We start from the raw sequence: 25,326 nt of genomic DNA on the forward strand, positions 1-25,326 counted from the left end.
TAAACATACTTCCATTTTTTCAAATCTAATCAATAAGTGAGGTGAATATATTAGCACGCAAACCAGGAGAATAACTTTAATAATGACGCCAGTATTTTAACTATTTGAAGAATGGAATCTGTACACGTAATAGCACACGAGAATCAAATAAGACTCATTCTCATATCTGTTTTAGTTAGCAACAGAGATGACAGATGATAGCTAATCCAAAGTAAAGATAGGGGTAATTATTTATGGCCTCACAATATGACTTTACTGTCACACTCCACGATCTCGCTTTTATTCTTAAGCAGATCAAAATATCTGAAGCAGCAACTAATCCGGATGGTTCGATCAATGGCGATGCCCTTCGAGAGTCAGTATCCAGCCCGCTATTACCCTATGGACTGCGCACGGTAGACGGTTCGTGGAATAGCCTTTTGCCCGGCCAGGAATTATACGGCTCTGCCGACCAGACAATGCCGAGGTTAACTGCATTGAATTGGCAGGATGCCGATCTAGGCACCAGCTACTTCCAAATCGGCGGTACGGTTGTTGATGCAGACCCCCGTACTATCAGTAATTTAATATCTGATCAAACGGCCTCTAACCCTGCCGCTCAGGAGGTGTTTGACGCATTAAAGGGTGTGCCTGGTGGTGGGACCATCACCGGGGAAGGCAACACCTTAACCATCCCTAACCAGTCTCCGGATGTTGGGCTCTCCCCTGCTTTTAACGGCTGGATGACGTTCTTTGGTCAATTTTTTGACCACGGCCTGGATCTGATCCCCAAAGGTGGCAACGGGATTGTTTTCATTCCGTTGCAACCCGATGACCCGTTGTACGTGGAAGGTTCACAAACTAACTTTATGATCCTAACCCGGGCCACGGTTGATGAAAACCGTGAAACGGTCAACACGACGACGCCTTTCATTGATCAAAACCAAACCTACACCTCTCACCCTTCGCATCAGATTTTCATCCGTGAATACGTATTAATTGACGGTAAACCTGAACCTACCGGTAATTTGTTGGGCGGTGCTAACGGTGGTCTGGCGACCTGGGCTGACGTCAAACAGCAGGCTGAGACCTTACTCGGTATTACACTTACCGACCAGGATGTCTTTAGTGTTCCACTGCTGGCGACCGACCGTTACGGTAATTTGATTTTAAGTGACAGCGGTAAAGTACAAATTGTCACTAAAGGTGGCCTGGTTGAGGCTAACGGTGGCGTGTTACCCGCAGATACGTTCCGGACAGGGCATGCGTTCCTCGATGATATTGCCCACACGGCTGCACCAAAAGCGGGTCTGGTCGCAGATGATGATGATGTCATTGGCGGCGAACAAGCTCCCGGAACATATGATGATGAGCTTCTCGATCGCCACTTTATCACCGGCGACGGGCGTGGTAATGAAAACATTGGCCTGACTGCCGTCCATGCGGTGTTCCACAGCGAACATAACCGCCTGGTGGAACAATATAAAACCACCCTGCTGGAAACCGGCGATATTGACCTCATCAACCAGTGGCTGATGCCGAACCATCAGATAACTGAACTACCCGCAGATACCAGCACCCTGGTCTGGAATGGGGAGTACTTATTCCAGGCAGGACGTTTCTCTACGGAAATGCAGTACCAGCACCTGGTGTTCGAGGAATTTGCCCGTACAGTGCAACCTGCCGTCGACCCGTTTGTCTTCTCTAACACGGCGGATATTAACCCGCTGATCTTTGCCGAGTTTGCGCATGTGGTTTACCGCTTTGGCCACTCGATGCTTACAGAAACCGTGGCGCGTACTGACATCGATATGCAAAACGGCGATCTCGATTTGATTACTGCGTTCCTCAACCCTGTGGCATTTAATCAAATTAACGGTGTCGGTGTTTCTGATGATGTGGCCATCGGTGCGATTGTTCGCGGCATGACGCGTCAGGTGGGCAACGAGATTGATGAGTTTATTACCGATGCCTTGCGCAATAACCTCATCGGGTTACCGCTGGACTTAGGTGCACTCAACATTGCGCGCGGTCGCGATACCGCAATGCCGACGCTGAACCAGGCTCGCGAGCAGTTCTTTGAACTCAGCGGTGACTCGCAGTTGCGCCCCTATACCAGTTGGGCCGATTTCACCACCTACCTGAAAAACCCGGCGTCCATTATTAACTTTATGGCCGCCTACGGTCAGCATGAGCTGATCCTTAACGCCACCACGCTTGAAGGTAAACGCGCAGCGGTTAACTTCCTGTTGTTTGGCGATAAAAACAATGCCCCACCAGCAGATGCGCTCGATTTCTTCAACAGTACCGGCGCATGGGCTACCAAAGAAACCGGCCTGAATATGGTCGATTTCTGGATCGGCGGCCTGGCCGAGCGCAAAAACGAATTTGGCGGCATGCTGGGTTCGACCTTCAACTTTGTGTTTGAAACGCAGATGGAAATGCTGCAGGACGGCGACCGGTTCTACTACCTGAGCCGTGTTCAGGGGCTGAACTTACTCAACGAACTGGAGGCAAACTCGTTCTCCGCACTGGTGATGCGTAACAGCGACCTTGGCGAAGCGAATTCCTCTCACCTGCCCGCTAACCTGTTCCAGACGCCGGATCATATCTTCGAAGTCAACACCGTGTTGCAAATGGAAAGTGATCCAACATGGGGGAATCCGCTGAAAGACCTGCTGACACCTTTGCTGGTGCGTCGCGCACCGGGGAATGATGTTGATGGTGATAACCATGCCGACGGCGGCTACCTGAAATACATCGGCGATGGACACGTGGTACTCGGCGGCACTGCCGGAAACGACACGTTAATTGGCGGTAAAGGTATTGATAGCCTGTGGGGCGACGGCGGTGATGATCGTCTGGACGGTGGCGACGAAGCCGATGTGGTCCACGGTGGTGACGGCAATGACATTATTACCGACACCGGAACACCTGTTGGCGATGCCGACTTCCTGCACGGCGATGCCGGGCATGATGTCATCTTCTCCGGTAACGGTAACGACCTGGTCTTTGGCGGCAGCGGTAGCGACTTCGTGGTGGTTGGCGAAGATGCACAGGAGGTCTTCGGCGGTCTGGATAACGACTTTGCGTTGGGCGGTTCGGGTGCTGATACCCTGATGGGTAACGAAGGTGACGACTGGCTGGAAGGCGGCGACGGCTTCGACACGCTTGCCGGTGATAACTCTGAGCTGTTCTTCAACAGTACCATTATTGGTCATGATGTGCTGAACGGTCAGGGCAACGATACCGACTACGATGGTGAAGCTGGCGACGATATTATGGTTCAGGGCGCGGGTATTCAACGCAACAATGGTATGGCCGGTTTCGACTGGGCAATCCATAAAGGCGACCCGAACGGCGCGAACTCCGATCTCGGGATCCCGATTTTCGTTAATCAGCAGGAATTCATTCTGCGTGACCGCTTTGACCTGGTCGAAGGGCTTTCAGGATGGAAGCACAACGACATTTTGACCGGCACGGAACAGCCGATCGGCACCGCGCCGGTTCAGGGCACCCCGCTCTCCAATAACCTGACGCAGGAAGGTGCGGACAGGATCAACGGCCTACAGTCCATTCTCGGCGTCGAGCGTTCCTCTAATCCGAATGCAGTGTTGCTGAATCCGGATGACGGCAGCGACATCATCCTCGGCGGTGGCGGCAGCGACCGTATTATGGGTAAAGCGGGTAACGACATCATTGATGGCGATGCCTGGCTGAACGTGCGGATTGCCGTCACCGGCATGGCCGGACTCACCAGCGCAGAAAGCATGGCTGAGCTGAAGTCGTACATGCTGGCCGGCACCCTGAAACCGAACCAGCTGTCGATCGTGCGTGAGATCTTGCGTGAAGGTGACGGCACCGAAACTGACGTTGCGGTGTATCGCGACATCAGTACTAACTATGCCTTTACCCGTATGGCGGACGGTAGCCTTCGGGTCGACCACGCAACGCCGAATGCCGCCCTCAACCTGGATGACGGCACTGACCGCCTGCTGAACATTGAAAAACTGGAGTTTGGCGACGGTCAACAGCTGTGGGTCACCGCACAAAAAGCGACAGGTAACGTCAACATTAGCAGCGCGACACCTTCGGTCGGTGACTTGCTGCGCGTTAACGTGGCCAACTTGCTGGATGGTAACGGACTCGCGGCAAATACGGTGATCACCATGACCTGGCAGGCTCTGGTCAACGGACAATGGCGCGATCAGGCAACCGGCGTAGAGTTCAGAGTACCGGGCTCTATTCAGGGCGCTCCGCTGCGCGTGGTCGCCAGTTTTAACGACCAGATGGGCGATGCGGAAACCTTAGTCTCAGCACAAACCCAGGCCATTATGCCACGCAATCAGGCGACCACCGGCGCACCGGTGATTAACGACCTGACGCCGACTGAAAGCCTGACGTTGACCGCAGTGGTCTCCGGCATTGCTGATGCTGACGGTCTGAGTGGCGGCAACTTCAGCTACCAATGGCGAATGAGTTCCCCGACAGGGTTCATCAACATTGTTGGTGCAACATCGGCAACCTATACCCCAGGTCAGGCCGCTGTGGGACGCACGTTGCAGGTAGTGGTCACCGTCGTTGATGACGAAGGCAACCCCCCTGTTGTTCTGACATCAACCACCACTCAAGCGGTGGGGGATCTGATTGTTGGTAATAACGGAAACAACACGCTGAATGGTACCGCATGGAGTGACATTCTGCGCGGTGAAAACGGCAATGACAATTTGTTTGGTGGTGCGGGTGATGACCTGCTGGTCGGAGGGGCCGGAAACGACAGCCTGTCTGGTGACGCGGGACAAGACACGCTGCAAGGCGATGCCGGAGATGACCTCCTCGATGGTGGTTTGGGGGCAGATAGCATGACCGGGGGTGCCGGTAATGACACCTACATCGTAAATGACGTTGGTGATGTGGTGATCGAAGGTCTGAACGGCGGGACGGACGTGGTTCGCACCAGCCTCAGCAGCTACGACATGACCGGTAACGTTGAAGAACTGGTGTTCACCGGCAGCGGCAGCTTTATCGGTACCGGTAATGGGCTCGCCAACATCATTACCGGTGGTGCGGGCAACGATCAGCTATTTGGTATGGGAGGCAACGATCAGCTGTTCGGTGGGATCGGGAATGACTTCCTGGATGGCGGAGACGGCAATGATAACCTGCAAGGTGGAAACGGTAACGACGTCATGATTGGCGGCGCGGGCGTCGATACCCTCACCGGCGGTAACGGTGACGACATCCTCAATGGTCAGGAAGGCAATGACAATCTGGATGGCGGTACCGGGAATGACATCTTCGCCTTTGCCGCCAACTTTGGGCGAGACCGCATCACCGGTTTTGACAGTAATCCTAATGGTGGTCAGGACTATCTTGACCTGGTTCAGTTGGGCATTAATGCGGGGAATTTTGCCAGCAGCGTGTCCATCACCGGCAGCAACGGCAATACCATCGTCACTATCGGGGCTGACAACATCACGTTGGTCGGCGTCAATTCAAGCACCGTCACGATAGGTGATTTTTATCTGGAAACGCCAAACACCCTTGCCAGTAATAACGGCAACGGTTCATTGATCGTATAAGGAGAAGACTATGTCGCGCCAGCATACGCCAACAGAACTGAATGATGCATTAAAAGGAACGAAACCTACATTTCTTATCCTGTTATTTTTTAGTTGTGTGATTAATATGCTTATGCTGGCGCCGGCAATTTATATGCTACAGGTTTATGACCGCGTTCTGGTGAGTAAAAACACCACCACGCTGTTAATGTTAACCTTACTTATTGTCGGTTTATATACTGTCATTGCCATGATTGAATCAGCCCGTGCTAAGGTCATGGTTCGTCTGGGAAATCGGCTGGATGTGAAGTTAAGCCAGCTGATTTTTAACTCAGCGTTTAAAAGAAAGATTGCCACCGGTGAGAACAACCCCGCGCAGTCAATAGCAGAACTTGACCAGGTTCGTCAGTTTCTTTCAGGCAATAGCCTGTTTGCTCTGCTGGATATTCCGTGGACCCCCATTTATTTATTCATCGCCTTTCTTGTCCACCCTTTATTGGGATATCTCTCCCTCGGCGGGATATCCATACTGTTTATTCTCACCATAGTGTCTGAATTATCGACGAAGCGACCTATTCAACAAGCCCATGCGTTGACCATCAACAATGCCACCAAACTCAATAAGCAGTTGCAAAACTCCGATGCCATTGAAGCGATGGGGATGCTCTCTACCCTCAAGTCCAACTGGCAAACCCAGCATGACAAGGTGCTGGTATTACAAACGCAGATCGCCGACAAAACGGCAGGATTAAGCAGCCTTAGCCGCTTCGTGCGAGTGTTATTGCAGTCCATCGCGCTGGGCGCCGGTGCGTTACTGGTGATCGGGGGACAAATTACCCCCGGCCTGATGATTGCCGCCTCGATTATTCTGGGGCGCGTTCTGAACCCGGTTGAACAGGTGATCGGCAGCTGGAAGCAGTTTGTGCAATTTCGCAGCGCGTGGCACCAGTTATCAAACCTGCTGAAGGAGTACCCGGCACCGAAAGATGTCCTGACCCTGCCGAAACCCAAAGGCAATATCAGCGTCGAAGCCGTCTTTGCGGCCGCCCCCGGTCAGCATACTCCGCTGCTACGCAATATTTCATTTCAGCTTGAACAAGGCGAAGTACTGGGGATTATTGGCCCGTCAGCCTCAGGCAAAACGTCGCTGGCTAAAGTGCTGGTCGGGGTGTGGAAACCGTTATCGGGTAAAGTCAGGCTCGACGGCGCGGATATTTGTCAGTGGGATAAAGAACTGCTGGGTCCGTCCATCGGCTACCTACCGCAGGATGTCGAACTGTTTGATGGCACAATCGCGCAAAACATCTCCCGTTTTACGAAAAATGACAGTGAACTTATCGTGGCGGCCGCGCTGCTTGCGGGTGTGCACGAGATGATCCTGCGCCTGCCGCAGGGGTATGACACTTTACTGGGTTCAGGTGGATATCAATTATCAGGTGGTCAGCGTCAGCGTATCGGGCTGGCGCGCGCAGTGTATAACAACCCTGCTTTTCTGGTCCTTGATGAGCCAAATGCTAACCTGGATGATGCCGGTGAATTTGCCCTCATCAAGGCGATTAATACCCTCAGAACCCAGGGGCAAACCACCGTAATCATTTCCCATCGCCCCACGCTGCTCGGTGTGGTGAACAAGGTTTTACTGCTCAATGAAGGGGCTATCCAGGAGTTTGGTACCCGTGATCAGGTCTTTACCACGTTACGCCAGGCCAATGTATTAAAACCAGTGGCGACAGCGTCTTCATCCAACAATGAACAAAAACGCGAGGCATGAAGATGAAAAAGAATACAAAAGGTTCTGGAAATCCGGGGTCTTCAGGTGTGGATACCAATATCTGGGCGCCGATTGTTCGGGGAATCGTCGTCATCGTGCTCGGCGTTGGCGGCTTTCTGCTCTGGGCGGTACAAGCGCCGTTGGATGCCGGGGTGGTCGCGGATGGCACGGTGACGGTATCAAGCAACCGGAAAACAATTCAACATCTGAGCGGCGGACGGGTAACGGATATCTTCGTTAAAGAAGGTGACCTGGTCAAAAAAAATCAGGTCCTCATCCGTCTGGATAAAATGCAGCTCGATATGCGTTTCAGTGCCTTAAACGCGCAGTATATTTCAGCAAAAAGTATTGAAGACCGGCTGATGGCAGAGCGAGACGGCCTGGAGGAGATTGCCTTCAATAGCGCGCTGACTCAGCAATTTTCCGGGAATAAGCGTCTGACAGAAGTCAGAAATTTGCAGGCCAAACTCTTTGATACCCGGCGTAAAACGATTCAGGATGAATTGTCGATGATTCAGGAAACGCTTGATGGCCTGATCGGGCAGACGGAAAATCTCAACAAAATAAAAGGTTATCGCGATCATCAGTTCACGCTGATTAACCGCGAGCTCGGCGCAATTCGTGCATTGAGTGAAAAAAACTACTACCCGAAAGCGCAATTACTGGTGCTTGAACGTGAGGCCGCTGAAATCTCCAGCAGTGTATCCGAAGATATTCTGAACATTGCCAAACTCAAATCTCAGCAAAATGAGTTGAAAATCAAAGCATATCAGGCGCGTCATCAATACTTGCGTGAGGTAGAGTCTGAACTGACCGAAAACCAAAAAGAAGTCGCCATGCTGGAAGATGAACTGGTATCTACCCGTCATGAGCTGGATAACACAGAAATTCGCTCCCCCATTAACGGTGTGGTACTGGACGTTAAGGTCAGTACCGTTGGCGGTGTAATTCAGCCGGGCGAACATCTGATGGATATTGTTGCCGCCGGACAACCGATGCAAATCGATGCCAAAATACCGGTACATGCCATTGATAAACTGGCGCCAGGGTTAACTGTGGACGTCCTGTTCCCGGCCCTTAACCACGCGTTGCTGCCGTCAGTACCTGCGCATGTATTAACCGTCTCCGCTGACCGGTTAATTGATGAAGCCACCCAACAGCCCTATTATCTCGCCGAAGTGCAGGTTTCCTCTGAAGGTGCGCGCTTGCTGGGTGATTACAAGATTAAAGCCGGGATGCCCGCCAGCGTAACGATAAAAACCGGCGAGCGGACATTTTTAAGCTACCTGTTTAAACCCTTACTCGCCCGTCTGGAACTGGCGTTTAAAGAATACTGATCGCCAATTCATTACCCTGACAGGAACCCTGGTGCTCATTCGCGAGCATCAGGCCTGTTTATGCCATTGCTGGTCGCCCTGCTTTCTTGTAACCTTCCCCTTCGCAAGCCTACTGCGTGCGTGAATGATTAATTTGCACCCCTGAACTGGACTTCATATGAATGCTCATACTTCGAAAGACCCTTTACACGGCGTAACGCTTGAAATGCAGGTCACTGCGCTGGTTGACCGCTTTGGTTGGGCTGAGCTGAGTCAACTCATCAACATCAACTGTTTTAAAAACGATCCCAGCGTTAAATCCAGTTTAAAATTTCTGCGCCGCACGCCCTGGGCGCGCGCTGAAGTAGAAGCGTTGTATCTTGATTCCCTGAATGATGACGCCCCGGAAAACACCGAGTCACCGGACTTCGATCCCTGGGCTAATAGTCGCGCTAATAAGAAATAAGAGCCCTTTCAGATGTCTGCACCCGGTTTTATTTCAGGTCATTACCAGAAAAAGCTGGCGAATCTCGTCGCCCGTTCTCGCAACATACTGCCAATAACCAACGTGAAATGGTTCGCCGTGCTCGTCGGCAGCATGCTCTTACTCGGCAGTTGCTCTTCCGAGCCGCCGGTGCCGAAAACCTCGCCACAGCCGCCGTTAACCAAACCGCAGCGTAGTCAGGAGCCGATGCGTGGTGTCTGGCTGGCAACGGTTTCGCGCCTGGACTGGCCGCCGATCTCCTCGGTTAACGGCAGTTCGTCCGCCATCCGCATTAGCCAGCAGAAAAAAGCGCTGACGGACAAGCTGGATAATCTGAAGCGTCTCGGGATCAACACCGTGTTTTTTCAAGTCAAGCCAGATGCCACCGCGCTATGGCAATCCAAAATTTTGCCGTGGTCAGATACCCTGACGGGCAAAATTGGTGAAGATCCGGGTTACGATCCGCTGCAGTTTATGCTCGACGAAGCCCATAAGCGTGGGATGAGAGTCCATGCCTGGTTTAATCCGTATCGCGTTTCTGTCAACACCAAACCCGGAACGGTAACGGAATTAAATAATACCTTGTCCCAGAATCCATCCAGCGTCTTTGTTCTGCATCGGGACTGGATCCGCACGGCGGGTGAGCGTTTCGTCCTCGACCCGGGCATTCCTGAAGTCAGGGACTGGGTAACCAGCATTGTGGCGGAAGTGGTTGAGAATTATCCCGTCGACGGCGTGCAGTTTGATGACTACTTCTATACCGAATCACCCGGTTCTGCGCTTAACGACAGTCAGACCTTCAGAAAATATGGTCAAGGATTTGCCTCGAAAGCGGACTGGCGACGCCATAACACAGAAAAGCTCATTGCGCAGGTCTCGCAGACTATCAAGAAACTGAATCCTGAAGTGGAGTTCGGCGTCAGCCCGGCAGGCGTATGGCGTAACCGTTCGCACGACCCGGCGGGTTCCGACACGCGCGGTGCGGCGGCCTATGATGAATCCTATGCAGACACACGCCGCTGGGTTCAACTGGGCCTGCTGGATTACATCGCCCCACAGCTTTACTGGCCTTTTGCCCGGGATGCCGCGCGTTACGATGTGTTGGCAAAATGGTGGGCGAACGTGGTCAAGTCAACCAACACGCGCCTGTATATCGGGGTTGCGCTGTATAAGGTTGGTGAGCCGTCAAGAAAAGAGCCCGACTGGGCGGTTAACGGTGGTGTTCCGGAACTGAAAAAACAGCTCGATATGAACGAGACTGAACCGCACATCAACGGTACGATCCTGTTCAGAGAGGATTACCTTAATCAACCCCAAACCCAGGATGCGGTAACCTATATCCGCAACCGTTGGGGGCAGTAATGTTGCCACTGTCCGCCGCTACGGCATCAAGCGGCGGACATTTTCATTCAGTTGTTTCTGTATCGCGTTCAGCGTGGCAGACGTAATTTGCTCAGGATACCGGTCTTGGGCTATCTGGCTAAATTTCGCCGCAACGGTACACACTCTCTCGATTATCTCTGCGACATGAGCCGCAGATAATTCAGCTTCCAGCTCACCCAGTCCGGCAAGATGTTTTCTTTCAATATCCAACGCTTCTCCCAGCACATCCATTTGATGATACCCGCCAGGCCCGTCGCAGTAGGTAACATCGTAAGCTGGCGCGAGGGTCCAGTGACCTTCTGCCGACATTAGGTAGGCGAAATTTTTCGGATGGTCATCCCGGTTATTGAAGGCCACATTAAAAACAACACGCTCAAATGCCTTCGCTTTTTCTCTGACATCATTGGTGCAAATTTGCGTCGCACGCAAAAAGTCCCGGTAATCCAGCGCGCCCGGCACCTGATAATTGGCACCGGTGAGTGCCGCCAGACTTTGCATGGGAATACGCATCTCATGCGAACGATCGAACCTGCGGGACGCAAAGGCGGCCTGTCCACCTGGCAGGCTAAAATAGGCCGTATCCGGCGTGCTGATTACGCACTGGCGTAAGCACTCGGCATAAACGGCTTCGATTGCGCACACTTCAGCGTGTTCATATCTGGCCGGAAATTTAATCAGCCAACTCTCTGCCCCAGGGAACGGTGATGTGGTAAAACATTTAGTGACAGTGTCACGATATAATAACGCCTTTGGCCTCGCCCCCTGAGGTGAACCGCCCATCTGCAGCAGTTTTTGCAAAAATGCCCCGCCTTCGCCGCTGAGCACTTCCTGAACTTCAGCGGCCAGTTTCTCGAGAGGAACGTCTTCTTTTACGTTTTGCTGTGCATCAGGTTGTACCGGCTGGAACGTCATGGCGCCCATTGCGCTGTTACCCACCCAGGTTAACCGTTCCAAAGGACCAATACGTGCCGGATTTACGCCGCGACGTTTAAACAAGCGGTCCATCAGTAGCATTCCCCAACCATCCGGTAATGCATCATAAATCGGACCGGGTAACCCCAGTTGATGGGAGGGAAAATCTCTGCGTAAACGTGGGCCGTTCAACGGTAACGTTAATCGGGACAGTTCCAGCCCTTTGCGTATGGCTTCTTCGCTGTATTCAAATGCGATCAACGGCCGCCCGGTTAGTGCGGTAGACGAAACCAGTCTTCCCCACAACCAGCTTTCACCCCATCCTGCATAAAAAATATCGACTTGTTCAGGCATCAGAATTTTTCCGCTTCACACGCTGACGCGCGGCGCTGCGCTCGTAACGCAAAATGTCATCCAGACTGTCAATTTTAGGTTTGAACAGCTCCACAAGAGCATCGCCATACCCTAACACCATGGCTACTTTTACCAGGTTCTCGAATCCTACGTTTTTACCCGCTTCCAGATTAGATACCGTGTTGACTCCAATCCCGGCACGGGCGGCCACATCGGCTTGCGTCATCTGTTTTGCCAGTCTCTCTTTACGTAATCGATCGCAGAGTAGTTTGACGATATCGGCGGGTGTATGAAGGGATAAATCCATAATGTTGGGCCTTATCAGGGTAATTTGACCTTTACTCCCAATATTATAGAGTTAAATAAGGCGGGATACAAAATTACATAAGACACGTTAAAAGGGAGTTAACATCATTAAACGAATATAAGACGCTCTATATTGGATTTACGTACAAGGTAAACGGCAATGAGGGGCGTTAGTCGATACAGATACACACCAGATGACCGCGCTGAAGCTGGATTGCCCCCTGCCGTTTGAGTCTGGCAAGGGTATCCATAACCGTGCTACGCGAAAGTCCGGTACGATCCCGAATATATTGTGCTGCAGAGATCCTTTGTCTGATCTCCTCAGGTTCTTGTTGCAGCAGTTCGAGGTGTCCCCAGACCATATCTGTGGCACTCCGACTGGTGATAAGGCGATCGCGCTGGCTCATCACCTGGATAATATAGGCTTCAACGACTGCTACCGACTCCCATAACCGATCGCGATTCACGACCGTCATAAAATCTGTTTTCTTGATAACGTGTGTCGTACAAGGACTGACGGCCTCAATATCATAAAAATTTTGCCCGGTAGGAAGAAAAAACTCTGCCATTCCCAGCATTATCGGCGCCTGCTGGCTTGCCAGAATAAGACCATCAACGCGACGTCTTATCACGATTCTCCCCTCTGTCAGTAGCCAAATCCCATTCTCTCCCTGGGAGTCCATAATAAAAGACCCACTGCGATATAAGGATTGTGGCTCGGAGAGTGGTAATAATGCGTTGAAAAGTCTGGAAATATTTATCGCCAGAAGTTCGTCACTGCGGCCAGATTGTTCGGAGAGATTGGTCATAGCGTTCTCAAAGTTATTTATATTGTCTTTCTTTAATAATTATCCTTCTGAGCAAAAAAAGCAAATGAGGAAAATCCAAATTTGGATTAGCTTATATCGGATAATTTTCGAGAAAGTCTTATTTTATACTTTTAACATATTAACACGCTTTGCCATTATAAATATGGTGATAATGTATCGCTAACAACGGGAGTTTTTATGGTACTCAATTATATTGCATTAGCGATGCTCATTTTCGTGTTCTTAGTTATTTTTTATGGCGTACTGATTTTGCATGACATTCCCTATGAAATTGCCAAAAAGAGAAATCACCCACATCTGGATGCGATCCATGTAGCCGGTTGGGTAAGCCTGTTTACGCTACATGCGCTCTGGCCATTTTTGTGGATATGGGCAACGTTATACAGTGACAAACAGGGTTGGCATGGTCATGTCTCGCGTAATGACACGCAGGAACTTACCGCGCGGATCGCATCACTGGAGAAAACACTCGAAAAAATAGCACCCGGTAATGTGCAGGAATCGAAGGTGAATTGATCGTGGAAACATTATTAGTATTAAGTTACGCCGCTATTGTTTATGCCATTTTCAAGATATTTAAAGTGCCGTTAAATAAATGGACAGTCCCTACAGCGGTTCTTGGTGGGATAGTTATGCTGGGCGCGTTAATTCTCACCATGAATTACAACCATCCCTATACCGAGGATGCGCAAAAACTGGTAGTGGGTATTCCTGTTGTCCCACAGGTTACGGGCGTGGTGTCTGAAGTCACGGATAAAATTAATACACCGATCAAAAAAGGTGAGGTTCTGTTTAAAATTGACCCTACCCGCTACAAAGCCAAACTGGAAAAACTGGAAGCGGACATTGTCACGGAAAAACATGACGTTATGGCGCTGGAAGAAAAACGCAACAGCGCGCGTCTTCAGTTTGAGCAGGCGAAAGCAGAGCGTGATAAGTATTACAAAAATTATCAGCGCTACCAGCAAGGAAGTCGGGCTAAGGTTAATCCCTTTACTGCCAATGATATTGATACCGCGCGTCAGGATTATCTGGCGCAGGATGCGGCGATGGATGCCGCCCATGCTGAATTGAACAGCATTCAAAAAGAACTCGACAGCAGTATTAATGGTCAAAATTCACAGATTGCCAGTTTACAGGCACAAATTGATGAGGCGCAATTCAATTATGAACAAACGATTGTTCGTGCTCCAGGCGACGGTTATATCAGCCAACTCCTGGTGCGGCCCGGAACCTATGCCTCGAGGCTCCCTTTTAAACCCGTGATGGTATTTATTCCTGCCCACAAGAATCAAATTGTGGCGGCTTTCCGTCAGAATGCTATTTTACGTCTTAATGTAGGCGACGACGCAGAGATTGTTTTTAACGGGTTGCCGGGACAGGTAATCGAAGGAAAAGTGGTGAACGTGGCTCCGGTAATCCCTACCGGGGCCTATTACGCCCAGGGCACGTTACAATCACTGAATATGGCGTCAGGAAGCAACAAAGTGCTTGTGAGCATTGATGTCGGTGAGAATCAGGCGGAACAGCAGTTGCCAGATGGCGTGGCCGCGCAGGTTGCGGTCTATTCCACACACCATTTTGAAGCCTTGTCGTTGCTGCGAAAAATACTGTTGCGTATGACCAGTTGGATGCACTACCTGTATCTGGATCACTAATGACGTATCCGGGCGCAGACGTTACGCCCGGATACCGGTTTTGCGGAATCAGGCCGCGGCTGGTTCAGGCAATTTGAACGTCGAAACCAGCAGCGCTAACTGCTCGGCCTCTTCTTTAAGCACCTGGGTACGTGCGGCAGCGTCATCGATTAACGACGCATTCTGCTGCACGGTGCTGTCCATTTCAGTTACCGCCAGCGTGACTTCTGAAACACCTTTGCGTTGTTCTTCCCCCGCTACGCGAATTTCACCCATCAACTGGCGTACCTGGCGCACATTACCGACCAGTTCTTCCAGCCGTTCGCCGGCAGTGTGAATTTGCTGACTGCTGCTGCCAACATGAGACACCGACTCATCAATCAACGCTTTGATTTCCTGAGCGGCCGTAGCACTGCGCTGTGCCAGCGTACGAACTTCAGAGGCGACAACGGCAAATCCTCTCCCCGCATCGCCCGCGCGGGCGGCCTCAACGGCAGCGTTCAGGGCCAGAATATTGGTCTGGAAGGCAATGCTGTCGATCACCGCGACAATTTCTACCATTCTGCCGGATGAGCCGCTGACGTTATCCATGGTGGAGATCACGCCCTGCATCACATCGCCGCAGCGGTTGGCCGTTTGCGCGGTATTGTCGGATAACTCATCTGCCAGCTGTGTATTGCTCGCATTTTGATGAACGGTCGCATTTAACTGTTCCATTGCCGCTGAACTTTCTTCCAGCGCCGCTGCCTGCTGCGTCACCCGTGAAGAGAGCTCCATATTGCTGTCAGCCAGGCTGACCGCGTTATTGGCGACCACCACGCTGCTGCTTCTGACGGTAATCAGGATGGCCGCGATTTTATCGACAAACAGATTGAACGCCTCCGCGATGGCTGAAATCTCATCTTTGCCGCGGACATCGAGACGACGGGTCAAATCACCTTCGCCCTGCGCAATATCATCCAGAGCGCGACGTGTATCGTCCAGACGCGAGATCAGTCTGCGCACTACCAGCCAGGAGCCCACCAGCAGAACCGTCATAATCGGGATCAACACTTCCAGGACGTCCTGCATCATCACTTTTGCAAGGCCAACAATGCGTGATTCTGGCGTGACCAGGCCCACCACCCAGCCGGTGTCCGCCATCGGGAACAGCATCACTCGCGACGGCGCATTCAGCACGCCATCGTTTTCCAGCGTGATGGTTTTCACCCCGTCGGCAACGCGAAGCGACTTCAGGCCATTTTCGACCGGAGCCAGCCATTGCGCACTGCGGGACAGATCGCTAAATGTTTTCTGTTTTGCGTTATCGGCCTGCGGGAAGTACAGGATTTGTCCCTGTTTATCGACCACAAACGCATAGCCACCGGTGCTGTTACCCTGCTGCTGCATAAAGGTGGCGACGTTATCCAGACGAATATCGGTGGTTGCTACCCCGGCGAACGAGCCCGAGTGCAGGTATGGGATGCTGCAGGTCACCATATTGACGCCGGAACTGGCATCCTGATAAACATCTGACCACAAACAGCTGTTCTGCGAATGCCCTTTGGCATGCTGATACCAGCTTTCATTGTGATAACCATTTGAACCATCGGCGTTATAATCGTTGGAAAAATCCAGTTTTCCCTCCGCGTTACGCGCCCAGAAAAAGCTGCGCTTCTCCACGCCCGGAGTGAAGGCATTTGGCTCCGGCCAGATCCCGCCGCCGGTAATAATCGAATTCTTATCCTCGCCAATCAGATGCGGCACTACGCTTTGGTACAGAGATTCATCGTTAGGTAATACTTCAGCCAGACGTGACAGGCTGACGGTCTCGCCTTCAATACGCGATAACACGGTACTCAGTTGGCGGGTTAACCCTTGCCCCGTCTCTTCTATCAGGGCGGTATTGATCTCAACGACCCGAGGCTGACCGCGCCAGAGCATAATCGCGACAATCACCAGGGTGGTGACCGCAAGCAGCAGAATGCCGCCAATGGTGAGACGCGTGGAAATACGAGTAGGATACCAGGCCATACAAACTCCTTCTGCAAAAGGCTAACTTTTAAGCAGTATCGGCACTGGCGTTAATATCTTTATGATTATTTTTCAGATGATTTGAAAATATATATGTGACACTGTCACGTATAGCAAAACCCAGCTACAGTGCTGGGTTTTAATAAGTGTTTAATCTTATTTAGATAATTCTTTTTTGATCTCGGCTTTTATTTTGCTTAATTCACTCTGCGGATTTTTTTTGCACATTTCAATAGTCAGGGGAACCGCAGTGGTGATCGTTTCGTTATAGTCTACGAAGTCACCGCCTTTGAAGTCTTCATCCTCGTTCAGCACCCAGAAGGCAACCGGGGCCATAGTTTGCGGGTTCAAATCAATAAATTCCTGGCAGCTCATCCCTTTAGGTGTCACTTCCGTTTTTGTGGTCTCAGTTGCTGCATTGACGCTGACACTGGTTAACAACGCGGCAACCAGAATACCTGCAGTAGAAAGGGAGAATTTATTCATTGTAGTACTCCATTTATAATCTAGATAATATCTACACTTGCGCTTTAAACCGTTAATGTAGCTCGGGAAAAATAATACCCCTACTATTAAAAGAATAAAGATGATGGTCGTTGATATGGCTGAAATTTATATTTCGGGTTACCAATTCTGATGTCAGTGGGGAAAATATCGCTCACAATGTGATCGTCCCGACGAAATCCACCGATTCATACCCCGCTTCCCCTACCGTTGCACCAAAACTGAACTACGCTGCACAAATGTTGATCATTGGTTAATAAAATCACGCATCATTTAACAAATGACGCCAGTAAACCGGGGGCGCAGACATGGCACGCGTCCTGCATTGTTAATCCAGTAACAACGACACGGCATCTGACAGGCAACTAACAGCGAGACGGTAATGACATCAAAACCAGAATTATTCGCCCGCGTAGAACATACCTTCAGCCAGCTTACACCGAGTGAAAAGCGTGTTGCCGGTTGGCTGTTAGCACACGCTGCGCAGATCCCGTTTGAAACTGCAGACGGCATTGCTAAGGCCACGGGAACCAGTGGCATTACCGTTGGACGCTATCTGCGCAAACTGGGTTTCCGCAATCTGGAAGACGCCAAAGCCAGCCTGCGCGAACTGCCTGTTATCCCCTATCAGCCGTGGGGAATGAATGAACGGCTTGATTCCTGGCACCAGCAGCAACGTCTGCCGGACCGGGCACATCAGTCGCTGCTGCTGGAAATTGATGCCATTACCCATGTTTATCAACTGGCGCAAAGCGAGACATTTTTACGCATTGCGCAACAGCTGGCACACGCCGAGGCCGTGTATATCCTCGGCATTCAGTCGACCCGCGGGATTGCCAACGCCTTTTTCAGCCATCTGGAATACCTGCGACCCAAAGTCAGTTACTCCGAGGGCTTGTCCGGAAGCTGGGTTGAGTCACTGAATTCAGGGTTTGACCAGCCGTATGTGGTGATAACCGATATGCGCGCCTACTCGGCAACATCACGACAATATTGCCGGGTCGCCCGCGACCGCCACATTCCGCTGGCGCTGATAACCGATGTCTGGTGTCCGTGGGCCAGAGACTACGGTATTGATTTACTCCAGGTGAAAACCGACACCGGGCATTTCTGGGACTCCCTTGCCCCCGTCAGCTGTCTGTTCAACTTATTACTCTCCGCGGTGGTGGCGCAACTGGGCGACGCTCTCGCCGGGCGCCTGCAAACCAATCGCCAACTCCAACAGCAGTTTGGTCAATTCGAACAATAAACAGGAATCGTGCTATGCCAGAAACCTCTGTTCTGGTCGATCTGTCGGTGATCTTTCCGTCACTGCATATCGATCTCAAATACGCTACCCGCGATAACATTACCGGCGCACCCGTCTACCGGGAAGCGCGCTGCCTGTTACACACCGATGCGGTCACGGGACTGGCCAAAAGCATCAGCATTGCGAAACTGGCGGGCCTGAATCTGGTGGTGTACGACGCTTATCGTCCGCAGCAGGCGCAGGCGATGCTATGGAATGCCTGCCCGGATCCGCAGTACGTTGTCGATGTAGCGATTGGCTCCAATCACAGCCGCGGCACGGCCATTGACGTCACGCTGATGGACGAACGTGGCAATGTCCTCGATATGGGGGCCGATTTTGATGAAATGCACGATCGTTCCCACGCCTGGCATCCTTCCGTTGCGCCACCCGCACAGCGTAATCGACTGATGCTGAATGCCATTATGTCCGGTGGCGGTTTTGTCGGGATCAGCAGCGAATGGTGGCATTTTGAATTACCAGACGCAGCTCGTTACCCCCTGCTTGATGACTGTATTGCGTGTTTCCCTGCCCCCCAAATAACAACACCACACCCCCTTTAATTTCTGGAGCCTGGTTATGAAGACAACACACGCCTTAACATCGCTGTTTCGCCCCGCGCTGATTGCTTTAGCATTAGCGGCAGCCCTGCCCGCTGCACAAGCCGCGGTGCCTAAGGATATGCTGGTGATCGGTAAAGCCGCCGATCCACAAACGCTCGATCCTGCCGTCACGATTGATAACAACGACTGGACGGTAACCTATCCGTCTTATCAGCGTCTGGTGCAGTACAAAACTGAAGGTGATAAAGGTTCCACGGAAGTAGAAGGCGATTTAGCCAGCGGCTGGAAGGCGTCGGACGATCAAAAAGAGTGGACCTTCACCCTGAAAAGCGAGGCCAAATTTGCCGATGGCACGCCGGTAACGGCTGAGGCCGTGAAGCAATCTTTTGAACGCCTGATCAAAATTGGTCAGGGACCTGCCGAAGCGTTCCCGAAAGATTTGAAGGTAGAGGCCATTGATGCCAGTACGGTGAAATTTACCCTCAGCCAGCCGTTCGCGCCTTTCCTGTACACGCTGGCGAATGACGGCGCGTCGATAATCAACCCGGCGGTGTTAAAAGAACATGCCGCCGACGATGCGCGCGGTTTCCTTGCCCAGAATACGGCGGGCTCGGGTCCCTTTATGTTAAAGAGCTGGCAAAAAGGACAGCAGCTGGTTCTGGTGCCGAACCCGCATTGGGCGGGCACCAAGCCGGTGTTTAAGCGGGTATCGGTGAAAATCATCGGTGAAAGCGCCTCCCGCCGTCTGCAGCTGTCGCGCGGCGATATCGATATTGCTGATGCGCTGCCCGTCGATCAGCTTGCCGCCTTAAAGCAGGAAGGCAAAGTCAAAGTAGCGGATTACCCGTCACTGCGCGTGACCTACCTGTACTTGAACAACAGTAAAGCACCGCTCAATCAGGTGGATTTACGCCGCGCTATTTCGTGGTCAACGGATTATAAGGGCATGGTGAACGGGATCCTCAGCGGCAACGGTAAGCAAATGCGCGGCCCGATCCCCGAAGGCATGTGGGGCTTTGATGAAAAAGCCATGCAATACAGCTTTGATGAAGCGAAAGCCAAAGCCGAGTGGGACAAAGTCGCAAACAAACCAGACAGCCTGAGCTTCCTGTACTCGGATAACGACCCGAACTGGGAGCCGATTGCCCTCGCCACCCAGGCCAGTCTTGGCAAGCTGGGGATCAAGGTCAAGCTGGAAAAACTGGCCAACGCCACCATGCGTGACCGCGTTGGTAAAGGTGATTACGACATCGCCATCGGCAACTGGAGCCCGGACTTCGCCGACCCGTACATGTTTATGAACTACTGGTTTGAGTCGGATAAAAAAGGCTTACCAGGCAACCGTTCATTCTATGAAAACAGTGAGGTCGATAAGCTGCTGCGCAGCGCGTTGTCAACGACCGACCAGGTGGCCAGAACCAACGATTACCAGCAGGCGCAAACCATCGTGATTGATGAAGCGGCCTACGTCTATTTATTCCAGAAAAACTACCAGCTGGCGATGAACAAAGACGTCAAAGGATTTGTATTTAACCCAATGCTGGAACAGGTCTTCAACATCTCCACCATGAGTAAATAATCTCACCACGTTTATGCGGAGCCGCATTGGCTCCGCAAGGGGAAGCCAATGACCTTTTGGAGCATTTTACGCCAGCGCTGCTGGGGACTTATCCTGGTGGTGGCCGGTGTTTGCGTCATCACCTTTATTATTTCGCACCTGATCCCGGGCGACCCCGCGCGGCTGCTGGCGGGCGATCGCGCCAGTGATGAAATTGTTGAGAATATTCGCCAACAGCTGGGTCTTAATCAGCCGCTGTACGTGCAATTTTTTCGCTACGTCAGCGATGTGTTTCAGGGCGATTTAGGCACCTCGATTCGTACCGGACGTCCGGTGATGGATGAGCTGCGCGTGTTCTTCCCCGCAACGCTTGAGCTGGCCTTTTGCTCCCTGCTGCTGGCGCTGATTATCGGGATCCCGCTGGGGATTTTATCCGCAGTCTGGCGTAACCGCTGGCTCGACCACCTTGTGCGTTTGATGGCAATCACCGGGATTTCGACGCCGGCGTTCTGGCTTGGTCTCGGGGTTATCGTACTGTTTTACGGTCATCTGCAAATATTACCCGGCGGTGGACGCCTGGATGACTGGCTGGATCCCCCGACGCACGTTACCGGGTTTTACCTGATAGATGCGCTGCTGGAAGGCAATGGCGAAGTGTTTTTCAATGCGCTCCAGCATCTGATCTTACCGTCCCTGACGCTGGCCTTTGTACATCTTGGTATTGTCGCCCGCCAGATCCGCTCCGCTATGCTCGAACAGCTTAGCGAGGATTACATCCGCACCGCCCGCGCCAGCGGTTTACCGGGCTGGTACATCATTTTGTGTTATGCGCTGCCCAACGCGCTCATTCCGTCCATCACCGTCCTTGGGCTGGCGCTGGGCGATCTGCTCTACGGCGCGGTACTTACCGAAACGGTATTCGCGTGGCCAGGCATGGGCGCCTGGGTCGTCACCTCCATACAGGCGCTCGACTTCCCGGCCGTCATGGGATTTGCCGTGGTGGTGTCATTTGCCTATGTGCTGGTCAACCTGGTGGTGGATTTACTCTACCTGTGGATTGACCCGCGCATCGGACGCGGAGGTACACAATGATGCTCTCACAAGAAACGCCCGCCACCTCGCCGAGCGCTCACCGTCGCCGCGACTGGGCCAAACTGTTCTGGATGATGAAAAGCAGCCCGCTGACGCTGATTGGCGGAGCGATCATCGTGTTGATGCTGTTGATGATGGTGCTGTCACCGTGGATAACGCCTTACGATCCCAATGCGATCGACCTCACCGCACGTCTGCTCCCCCCGTCAGCTACTCACTGGTTTGGTACTGATGAAGTGGGACGCGATCTGTTTAGCCGTGTACTGGTCGGCAGCCAGCAGTCGATCGTAGCAGGACTGGTGGTAGTGGGTATCGCCGGTGGGATTGGTTCACTGTTGGGCTGCCTGTCCGGCGTGATGGGCGGACGTGCGGACGCGATTATTATGCGCGTGATGGACGTGATGCTGTCGATCCCCTCGCTGGTGCTGACCATGGCGCTGGCCGCCGCGCTGGGGCCCAGCCTGTTTAACGCCATGCTGGCCATTGCGATTGTGCGCATTCCTTTCTACGTACGCCTGGCCCGGGGACAAACCCTGGTCGTCCGTCAGTTTACCTACGTACAGGCAGCCCGTACGTACGGCGCATCCCGCTGGCATCTGATTAGCTGGCATATCTTACGTAATTCGCTGCCGCCGCTGATCGTGCAGGCCTCGCTGGACATCGGCAGTGCGATCCTGATGGCCGCCACGCTGGGGTTTATCGGGCTGGGTGCACAGCAACCGAGCGCGGAATGGGGAGCCATGGTGGCAATTGGCCGCAACTACGTGCTCGACCAGTGGTGGTACTGCGCGTTTCCCGGTGCTGCCATTCTGATCACCGCCGTGGGTTTCAATCTCTTTGGAGACGGTATTCGTGACCTGCTGGACCCGAAAGCCGGAGGAAAACAGTCATGAGCCAACCCGTACTGGAAATTGAAAATTTGCACCTGAGCTTCCCCGGCTATAAAGCTGACGTGCATGCGTTGAACCATGTCTCGTTGCACATTAACCGGGGTGAGATTGTCGGCGTGGTCGGCGAGTCTGGCTCCGGGAAATCCGTTACCGCCATGCTTGCCATGCGCCTGTTGCCGGAGGGCTGTTATCGCATTCACCAGGGGCGCGTGTCGCTGCTCGGTGAAGATGTGCTGAACGCCAGCGAGAAGCAAATGCGCAAATGGCGCGGGGCGCGCGTGGCAATGATTTTTCAGGAGCCGATGACGGCCCTAAACCCGACCCGGCGCATTGGCCAGCAAATGGTAGAGGTGATCCGCCATCATCAATTACTCAGCCGCACGGATGCGCGACAAAAAGCCATCGCCTTACTGGAGGAGATGCAAATCCCGGACGCCGCCGAAGTCATGTCGCGCTTCCCGTTTGAGCTTTCCGGCGGTATGCGCCAGCGGGTGATGATCGCGCTGGCTTTTTCCTGCGAGCCGGAGCTGATTATTGCTGATGAACCGACGACCGCGCTGGATGTGACGGTGCAACTGCAGGTGCTGCGCTTGCTGAAGCATAAAGCGCGGGCCAGCGGCACGGCGGTGCTGTTTATCAGCCATGATATGGCGGTGGTTTCGCAACTGTGCGACAGGGTATATGTCATGTACGCCGGAAGCGTGATAGAAAGCGGACCAACGCAGACGGTGATTCAGCACCCGACGCATCCCTACTCCATTGGTTTGCTGAAATGCGCGCCAGAACACGGAGAGCCCCGCGCGCCGCTGCCCGCAATCCCGGGTACCGTGCCGAACTTAACCCAATTGCCTGCCGGATGTGCATTCCGCGAACGCTGTTATGCGGCCGGGACACGGTGTGACGCGGTCCCGGCATTACGCAGTCAGGGGCATGCGGATCAGCAGTCCGCCTGCTGGTATCCCCAACTGGAGACTCGTCATGACTGACATTTTGCTGTCGCTTCAGGATATACATGTCAACTTTCCGGCCCGAAAAAACTGGCTTGGCAAGGTCACCGAGCGCGTGCATGCGCTCAACGGGTTAGATTTACAGATTCGCCAGGGGGAAACATTGGGTATCGTTGGTGAGTCTGGCTGTGGCAAAAGTACGCTGGCTCAACTGCTCATGGGGATGCTCAGGCCGAGTCAGGGGCAATACGCTCGCGGCACAGAAAAACACAGCGGCATGCAAATGGTCTTTCAGGACCCACTCTCGTCGTTGGATCCGCGCTTGCCGGTGTGGCGGATCATTACCGAACCGGTGTGGATCCAACAGCGCAGCGCCGAACGTCACCGTCGCGCCCTTGCGGAAGAGCTGGCGTTACACGTGGGGATTCGCCCGGAATACCTTGACCGCCTGCCGCACGCGTTTTCCGGCGGGCAGCGCCAGCGCATTGCCATTGCCCGCGCATTGTCCTCTGAGCCGGATGTGATTGTGCTCGATGAACCCACCTCGGCGCTGGATATTTCCGTACAGGCGCAAATTCTCAACCTGCTGGTGGCGCTACAGGCACGCAGAAATCTGACCTATGTGCTGATCTCGCATAACGTGTCGGTCGTGCGGCATATGAGCGACCGGGTGGCGGTAATGTACCTCGGGCAAATCGTCGAGCTGGGTGACACGCAGCAGGTATTAACCTCTCCCGCGCACCCCTATACACGTCTGTTGCTGGACTCGGTCCCTAAAACCGGTGCACCGCTGGCGGAAGATCTGGTGTTACGTAAAACCGAGTTGCCGGGGAATCGAACCCTACCGCAGGGATGTTATTTCCGCGATCGCTGCCCGCTGGCGACTCAGGGATGTGAGAAGAAACAGGCATTATTGAAAAACGAGACCGGGAGTGAAGTCCGCTGCTGGCGGGCAGTTAGCGAAATCTGACCGCACGGGCATAGTGTGCCTGGTGTATCAGGCGCAATATGCCTTTTTCAGCGCATCCACCAACATTTCGGATGCAGTCGACAACTTATGATGCGAGGAACGCAGGATCCCAATACGACGCTGGATAACCGGGCCGTCCAGCTCAATACAGGTTGCGCCAAGTTCGGTCATCTGTGTGCGGCACAATGCAGGCACGGCACTGCCGCCTAAACCATTCGCCACCAGGCGTCCAATGGTCACCAACTGGTGACTCTCCAGCGCCACTTCCAGCGCATGGCCGCTTTGTACCAGTTGTTCTTCCAGCATCAGACGTACGGCAGAGGGACGTTGCAAGGTAATAAAATCCAGCGTCAGCAAGTCCTTCCATGCGATGCGTTCCCGGCCAGCCAGACGACTGGTCGGAGGGACGATGGCGATAAAACGATCCATCCCGAGCGGGGTAAAATGCAGGTGTCCGGAGTAGTCCGGTTCAAAGGCAATCCCCATCTCGACCCGCCCTTCGCTGACCATTTCAATCACCTGCTCGTTAATTACGTCGTGCACCGTGACATTGACACCGGCATAGCTGTCGCGAAAGGTCTTGAGCACCGGCGGCAGCACATTCGCGGCAAATGACGGCATCGCAGCAATCGAAATTTTGCCACGTTGCAGTGTAAAGCGCTGGCGCATGGCTTCTTCGGTATTTTCCCAGTCGGCAAGCAGCTGTCGCCCCATGGTCAGCAGCGTTTCGCCCTCCTGCGTCAGGGTCACCTTGCGGGTGGTTCTTAACAGTAAAGCGCCCCCTAACGACTCTTCCAGTCCTTTGATCGCCAGGCTTAACGCGGGTTGCGACATATTCAGCCGTTCACTGGCATGAGCAAAATTCAGAGTGTGAGCTACCGCTAAAAACGCGCGTAACTGTTTGATGCTCATTCTCATTACTCATTCCTTTAACTTGTTGAATACCTTTAATTAACATTAAATTGATA

At 52.8% G+C, this 25,326-nt stretch carries 20 protein-coding genes; 14 read left to right on the forward strand and 6 right to left on the reverse strand.

Annotated elements, in window-relative coordinates; all coding sequences use genetic code 11:
• The first annotated feature begins 233 nt into the window (after positions 1 to 233).
• From FDW98_RS12640 to FDW98_RS12660, 5 genes are all read left to right on the forward strand, one after another.
• The gene (locus tag FDW98_RS12640) at positions 234 to 5,561 is read left to right on the forward strand and encodes a peroxidase family protein (protein ID WP_137398859.1); all 5,328 of its coding nucleotides are present in this window, start codon (positions 234 to 236) and stop codon (positions 5,559 to 5,561) included.
• Positions 5,562 to 5,571: 10 nt separating this feature from the next.
• Entirely contained in the window at positions 5,572 to 7,311 is a 1,740-nt protein-coding gene (locus tag FDW98_RS12645) for a type I secretion system permease/ATPase (RefSeq protein ID WP_096757062.1), read from the forward strand.
• 2 nt (positions 7,312 to 7,313) lie between these two features.
• Positions 7,314 to 8,648, forward strand: coding sequence for an HlyD family type I secretion periplasmic adaptor subunit (locus FDW98_RS12650; RefSeq protein WP_096757061.1), 1,335 nt, complete (start codon positions 7,314 to 7,316; stop codon positions 8,646 to 8,648).
• A gap of 157 nt (positions 8,649 to 8,805) precedes the next feature.
• Positions 8,806 to 9,093: a VF530 family DNA-binding protein gene (locus FDW98_RS12655; RefSeq protein ID WP_096757060.1), complete on the forward strand. Its 288-nt coding sequence runs from the start codon at positions 8,806 to 8,808 to the stop codon at positions 9,091 to 9,093.
• A gap of 12 nt (positions 9,094 to 9,105) precedes the next feature.
• Positions 9,106 to 10,473, forward strand: a complete 1,368-nt coding sequence (locus FDW98_RS12660; RefSeq protein WP_096757059.1) for a glycoside hydrolase family 10 protein — start codon at positions 9,106 to 9,108, stop codon at positions 10,471 to 10,473.
• Positions 10,474 to 10,491: 18 nt separating this feature from the next.
• Here the strand turns inward: FDW98_RS12660 and FDW98_RS12665 are convergent, their stop codons facing one another.
• The 3 genes from FDW98_RS12665 to FDW98_RS12675 all read right to left on the reverse strand — a co-directional run bounded on the left by FDW98_RS12665 (position 10,492) and on the right by FDW98_RS12675 (position 12,698).
• On the reverse strand, positions 10,492 to 11,760 hold the full coding sequence (locus FDW98_RS12665; RefSeq protein WP_096757058.1) for a type II toxin-antitoxin system HipA family toxin: 1,269 nt from the start codon (positions 11,758 to 11,760) through the stop codon (positions 10,492 to 10,494).
• Positions 11,753 to 12,067, reverse strand: a complete 315-nt coding sequence (locus FDW98_RS12670) for a helix-turn-helix domain-containing protein (protein WP_096757057.1) — start codon at positions 12,065 to 12,067, stop codon at positions 11,753 to 11,755. Before FDW98_RS12670 ends, FDW98_RS12665 begins: the two co-directional genes overlap by 8 nt.
• A 169-nt stretch (positions 12,068 to 12,236) precedes the next feature.
• The gene (locus FDW98_RS12675) at positions 12,237 to 12,698 is read right to left on the reverse strand and encodes a helix-turn-helix domain-containing protein (RefSeq protein WP_170975211.1); all 462 of its coding nucleotides are present in this window, start codon (positions 12,696 to 12,698) and stop codon (positions 12,237 to 12,239) included.
• 375 nt (positions 12,699 to 13,073) lie between these two features.
• Between FDW98_RS12675 and FDW98_RS12680 the strand changes: the two genes are divergently transcribed.
• The gene (locus tag FDW98_RS12680) at positions 13,074 to 13,412 is read left to right on the forward strand and encodes a DUF3302 domain-containing protein (protein WP_096757054.1); all 339 of its coding nucleotides are present in this window, start codon (positions 13,074 to 13,076) and stop codon (positions 13,410 to 13,412) included.
• Positions 13,413 to 13,414: 2 nt separating this feature from the next.
• A complete protein-coding gene (locus tag FDW98_RS12685) occupies positions 13,415 to 14,554 on the forward strand; it encodes an HlyD family secretion protein (RefSeq protein ID WP_096759400.1) in 1,140 nt (379 codons plus the stop codon).
• A gap of 48 nt (positions 14,555 to 14,602) precedes the next feature.
• On the opposite strand, the gene FDW98_RS12690 is transcribed toward FDW98_RS12685, so the two are convergent.
• Both FDW98_RS12690 and hdeB read right to left on the reverse strand, forming a co-directional pair.
• Positions 14,603 to 16,546, reverse strand: coding sequence for a methyl-accepting chemotaxis protein (locus tag FDW98_RS12690; RefSeq protein ID WP_096757053.1), 1,944 nt, complete (start codon positions 16,544 to 16,546; stop codon positions 14,603 to 14,605).
• 156 nt (positions 16,547 to 16,702) lie between these two features.
• Positions 16,703 to 17,032, reverse strand: coding sequence for an acid-activated periplasmic chaperone HdeB (gene hdeB, locus FDW98_RS12695; RefSeq protein WP_096757052.1), 330 nt, complete (start codon positions 17,030 to 17,032; stop codon positions 16,703 to 16,705).
• Positions 17,033 to 17,432: 400 nt separating this feature from the next.
• On the opposite strand from hdeB, the gene FDW98_RS12700 reads away from it, so the two are divergent.
• Genes FDW98_RS12700 through FDW98_RS12730 form a run of 7 tightly spaced genes read left to right on the forward strand, consistent with a single transcriptional unit; the run spans position 17,433 to position 24,358 of the window.
• Entirely contained in the window at positions 17,433 to 18,299 is an 867-nt protein-coding gene (locus tag FDW98_RS12700) for a MurR/RpiR family transcriptional regulator (protein ID WP_096757051.1), read from the forward strand.
• A 14-nt stretch (positions 18,300 to 18,313) separates the two neighbouring features.
• Positions 18,314 to 18,901 carry a D-alanyl-D-alanine dipeptidase gene (gene ddpX, locus FDW98_RS12705; RefSeq protein ID WP_096757050.1) on the forward strand — a complete coding sequence of 196 codons (588 nt, stop codon included), beginning with the start codon at positions 18,314 to 18,316 and terminating at the stop codon, positions 18,899 to 18,901.
• A gap of 16 nt (positions 18,902 to 18,917) precedes the next feature.
• Entirely contained in the window at positions 18,918 to 20,480 is a 1,563-nt protein-coding gene (locus FDW98_RS12710) for an ABC transporter substrate-binding protein (RefSeq protein ID WP_096757049.1), read from the forward strand.
• Positions 20,481 to 20,528: 48 nt separating this feature from the next.
• Positions 20,529 to 21,551: an ABC transporter permease gene (locus FDW98_RS12715; RefSeq protein WP_096757048.1), complete on the forward strand. Its 1,023-nt coding sequence runs from the start codon at positions 20,529 to 20,531 to the stop codon at positions 21,549 to 21,551.
• Positions 21,548 to 22,444, forward strand: a complete 897-nt coding sequence (gene ddpC, locus FDW98_RS12720) for a D,D-dipeptide ABC transporter permease (protein ID WP_096757047.1) — start codon at positions 21,548 to 21,550, stop codon at positions 22,442 to 22,444. The genes FDW98_RS12715 and ddpC overlap by 4 nt, the downstream gene beginning before the upstream one ends.
• Complete coding sequence (locus tag FDW98_RS12725; RefSeq protein WP_096757046.1) at positions 22,441 to 23,427, forward strand: ABC transporter ATP-binding protein; 987 nt, start codon at positions 22,441 to 22,443, stop codon at positions 23,425 to 23,427. The genes ddpC and FDW98_RS12725 overlap by 4 nt, the downstream gene beginning before the upstream one ends.
• A complete protein-coding gene (locus tag FDW98_RS12730; protein WP_096757045.1) occupies positions 23,420 to 24,358 on the forward strand; it encodes an ABC transporter ATP-binding protein in 939 nt (312 codons plus the stop codon). Before FDW98_RS12725 ends, FDW98_RS12730 begins: the two co-directional genes overlap by 8 nt.
• 27 nt (positions 24,359 to 24,385) lie before the next feature.
• Here FDW98_RS12730 and FDW98_RS12735 read toward each other — a convergent pair whose 3' ends face one another.
• Positions 24,386 to 25,276, reverse strand: coding sequence for a LysR family transcriptional regulator (locus FDW98_RS12735; RefSeq protein WP_096757044.1), 891 nt, complete (start codon positions 25,274 to 25,276; stop codon positions 24,386 to 24,388).
• Positions 25,277 to 25,326 lie beyond the last annotated feature (50 nt).

This window comes from Citrobacter sp. wls711, from assembly GCF_005281055.1.
Lineage (GTDB): Bacteria > Pseudomonadota > Gammaproteobacteria > Enterobacterales > Enterobacteriaceae > Citrobacter > Citrobacter gillenii.

Coding starts and splice junctions, on each gene's coding strand:
- hdeB (WP_096757052.1), bottom strand. CDS start 17,032: ATGAATAAATTCTCCCTTTCTACTGCAGGTATTCTGGTTGCCGCGTTG.
- FDW98_RS12680 (WP_096757054.1), top strand. CDS start 13,074: ATGGTACTCAATTATATTGCATTAGCGATGCTCATTTTCGTGTTCTTA.
- FDW98_RS12725 (WP_096757046.1), top strand. CDS start 22,441: ATGAGCCAACCCGTACTGGAAATTGAAAATTTGCACCTGAGCTTCCCC.
- FDW98_RS12735 (WP_096757044.1), bottom strand. CDS start 25,276: ATGAGAATGAGCATCAAACAGTTACGCGCGTTTTTAGCGGTAGCTCAC.
- FDW98_RS12645 (WP_096757062.1), top strand. CDS start 5,572: ATGTCGCGCCAGCATACGCCAACAGAACTGAATGATGCATTAAAAGGA.
- FDW98_RS12710 (WP_096757049.1), top strand. CDS start 18,918: ATGAAGACAACACACGCCTTAACATCGCTGTTTCGCCCCGCGCTGATT.
- ddpX (WP_096757050.1), top strand. CDS start 18,314: ATGCCAGAAACCTCTGTTCTGGTCGATCTGTCGGTGATCTTTCCGTCA.
- FDW98_RS12665 (WP_096757058.1), bottom strand. CDS start 11,760: ATGCCTGAACAAGTCGATATTTTTTATGCAGGATGGGGTGAAAGCTGG.
- FDW98_RS12660 (WP_096757059.1), top strand. CDS start 9,106: ATGTCTGCACCCGGTTTTATTTCAGGTCATTACCAGAAAAAGCTGGCG.
- FDW98_RS12700 (WP_096757051.1), top strand. CDS start 17,433: ATGACATCAAAACCAGAATTATTCGCCCGCGTAGAACATACCTTCAGC.
- FDW98_RS12690 (WP_096757053.1), bottom strand. CDS start 16,546: ATGGCCTGGTATCCTACTCGTATTTCCACGCGTCTCACCATTGGCGGC.
- FDW98_RS12655 (WP_096757060.1), top strand. CDS start 8,806: ATGAATGCTCATACTTCGAAAGACCCTTTACACGGCGTAACGCTTGAA.
- FDW98_RS12640 (WP_137398859.1), top strand. CDS start 234: ATGGCCTCACAATATGACTTTACTGTCACACTCCACGATCTCGCTTTT.
- FDW98_RS12715 (WP_096757048.1), top strand. CDS start 20,529: ATGACCTTTTGGAGCATTTTACGCCAGCGCTGCTGGGGACTTATCCTG.
- FDW98_RS12650 (WP_096757061.1), top strand. CDS start 7,314: ATGAAAAAGAATACAAAAGGTTCTGGAAATCCGGGGTCTTCAGGTGTG.
- FDW98_RS12730 (WP_096757045.1), top strand. CDS start 23,420: ATGACTGACATTTTGCTGTCGCTTCAGGATATACATGTCAACTTTCCG.
- ddpC (WP_096757047.1), top strand. CDS start 21,548: ATGATGCTCTCACAAGAAACGCCCGCCACCTCGCCGAGCGCTCACCGT.
- FDW98_RS12670 (WP_096757057.1), bottom strand. CDS start 12,067: ATGGATTTATCCCTTCATACACCCGCCGATATCGTCAAACTACTCTGC.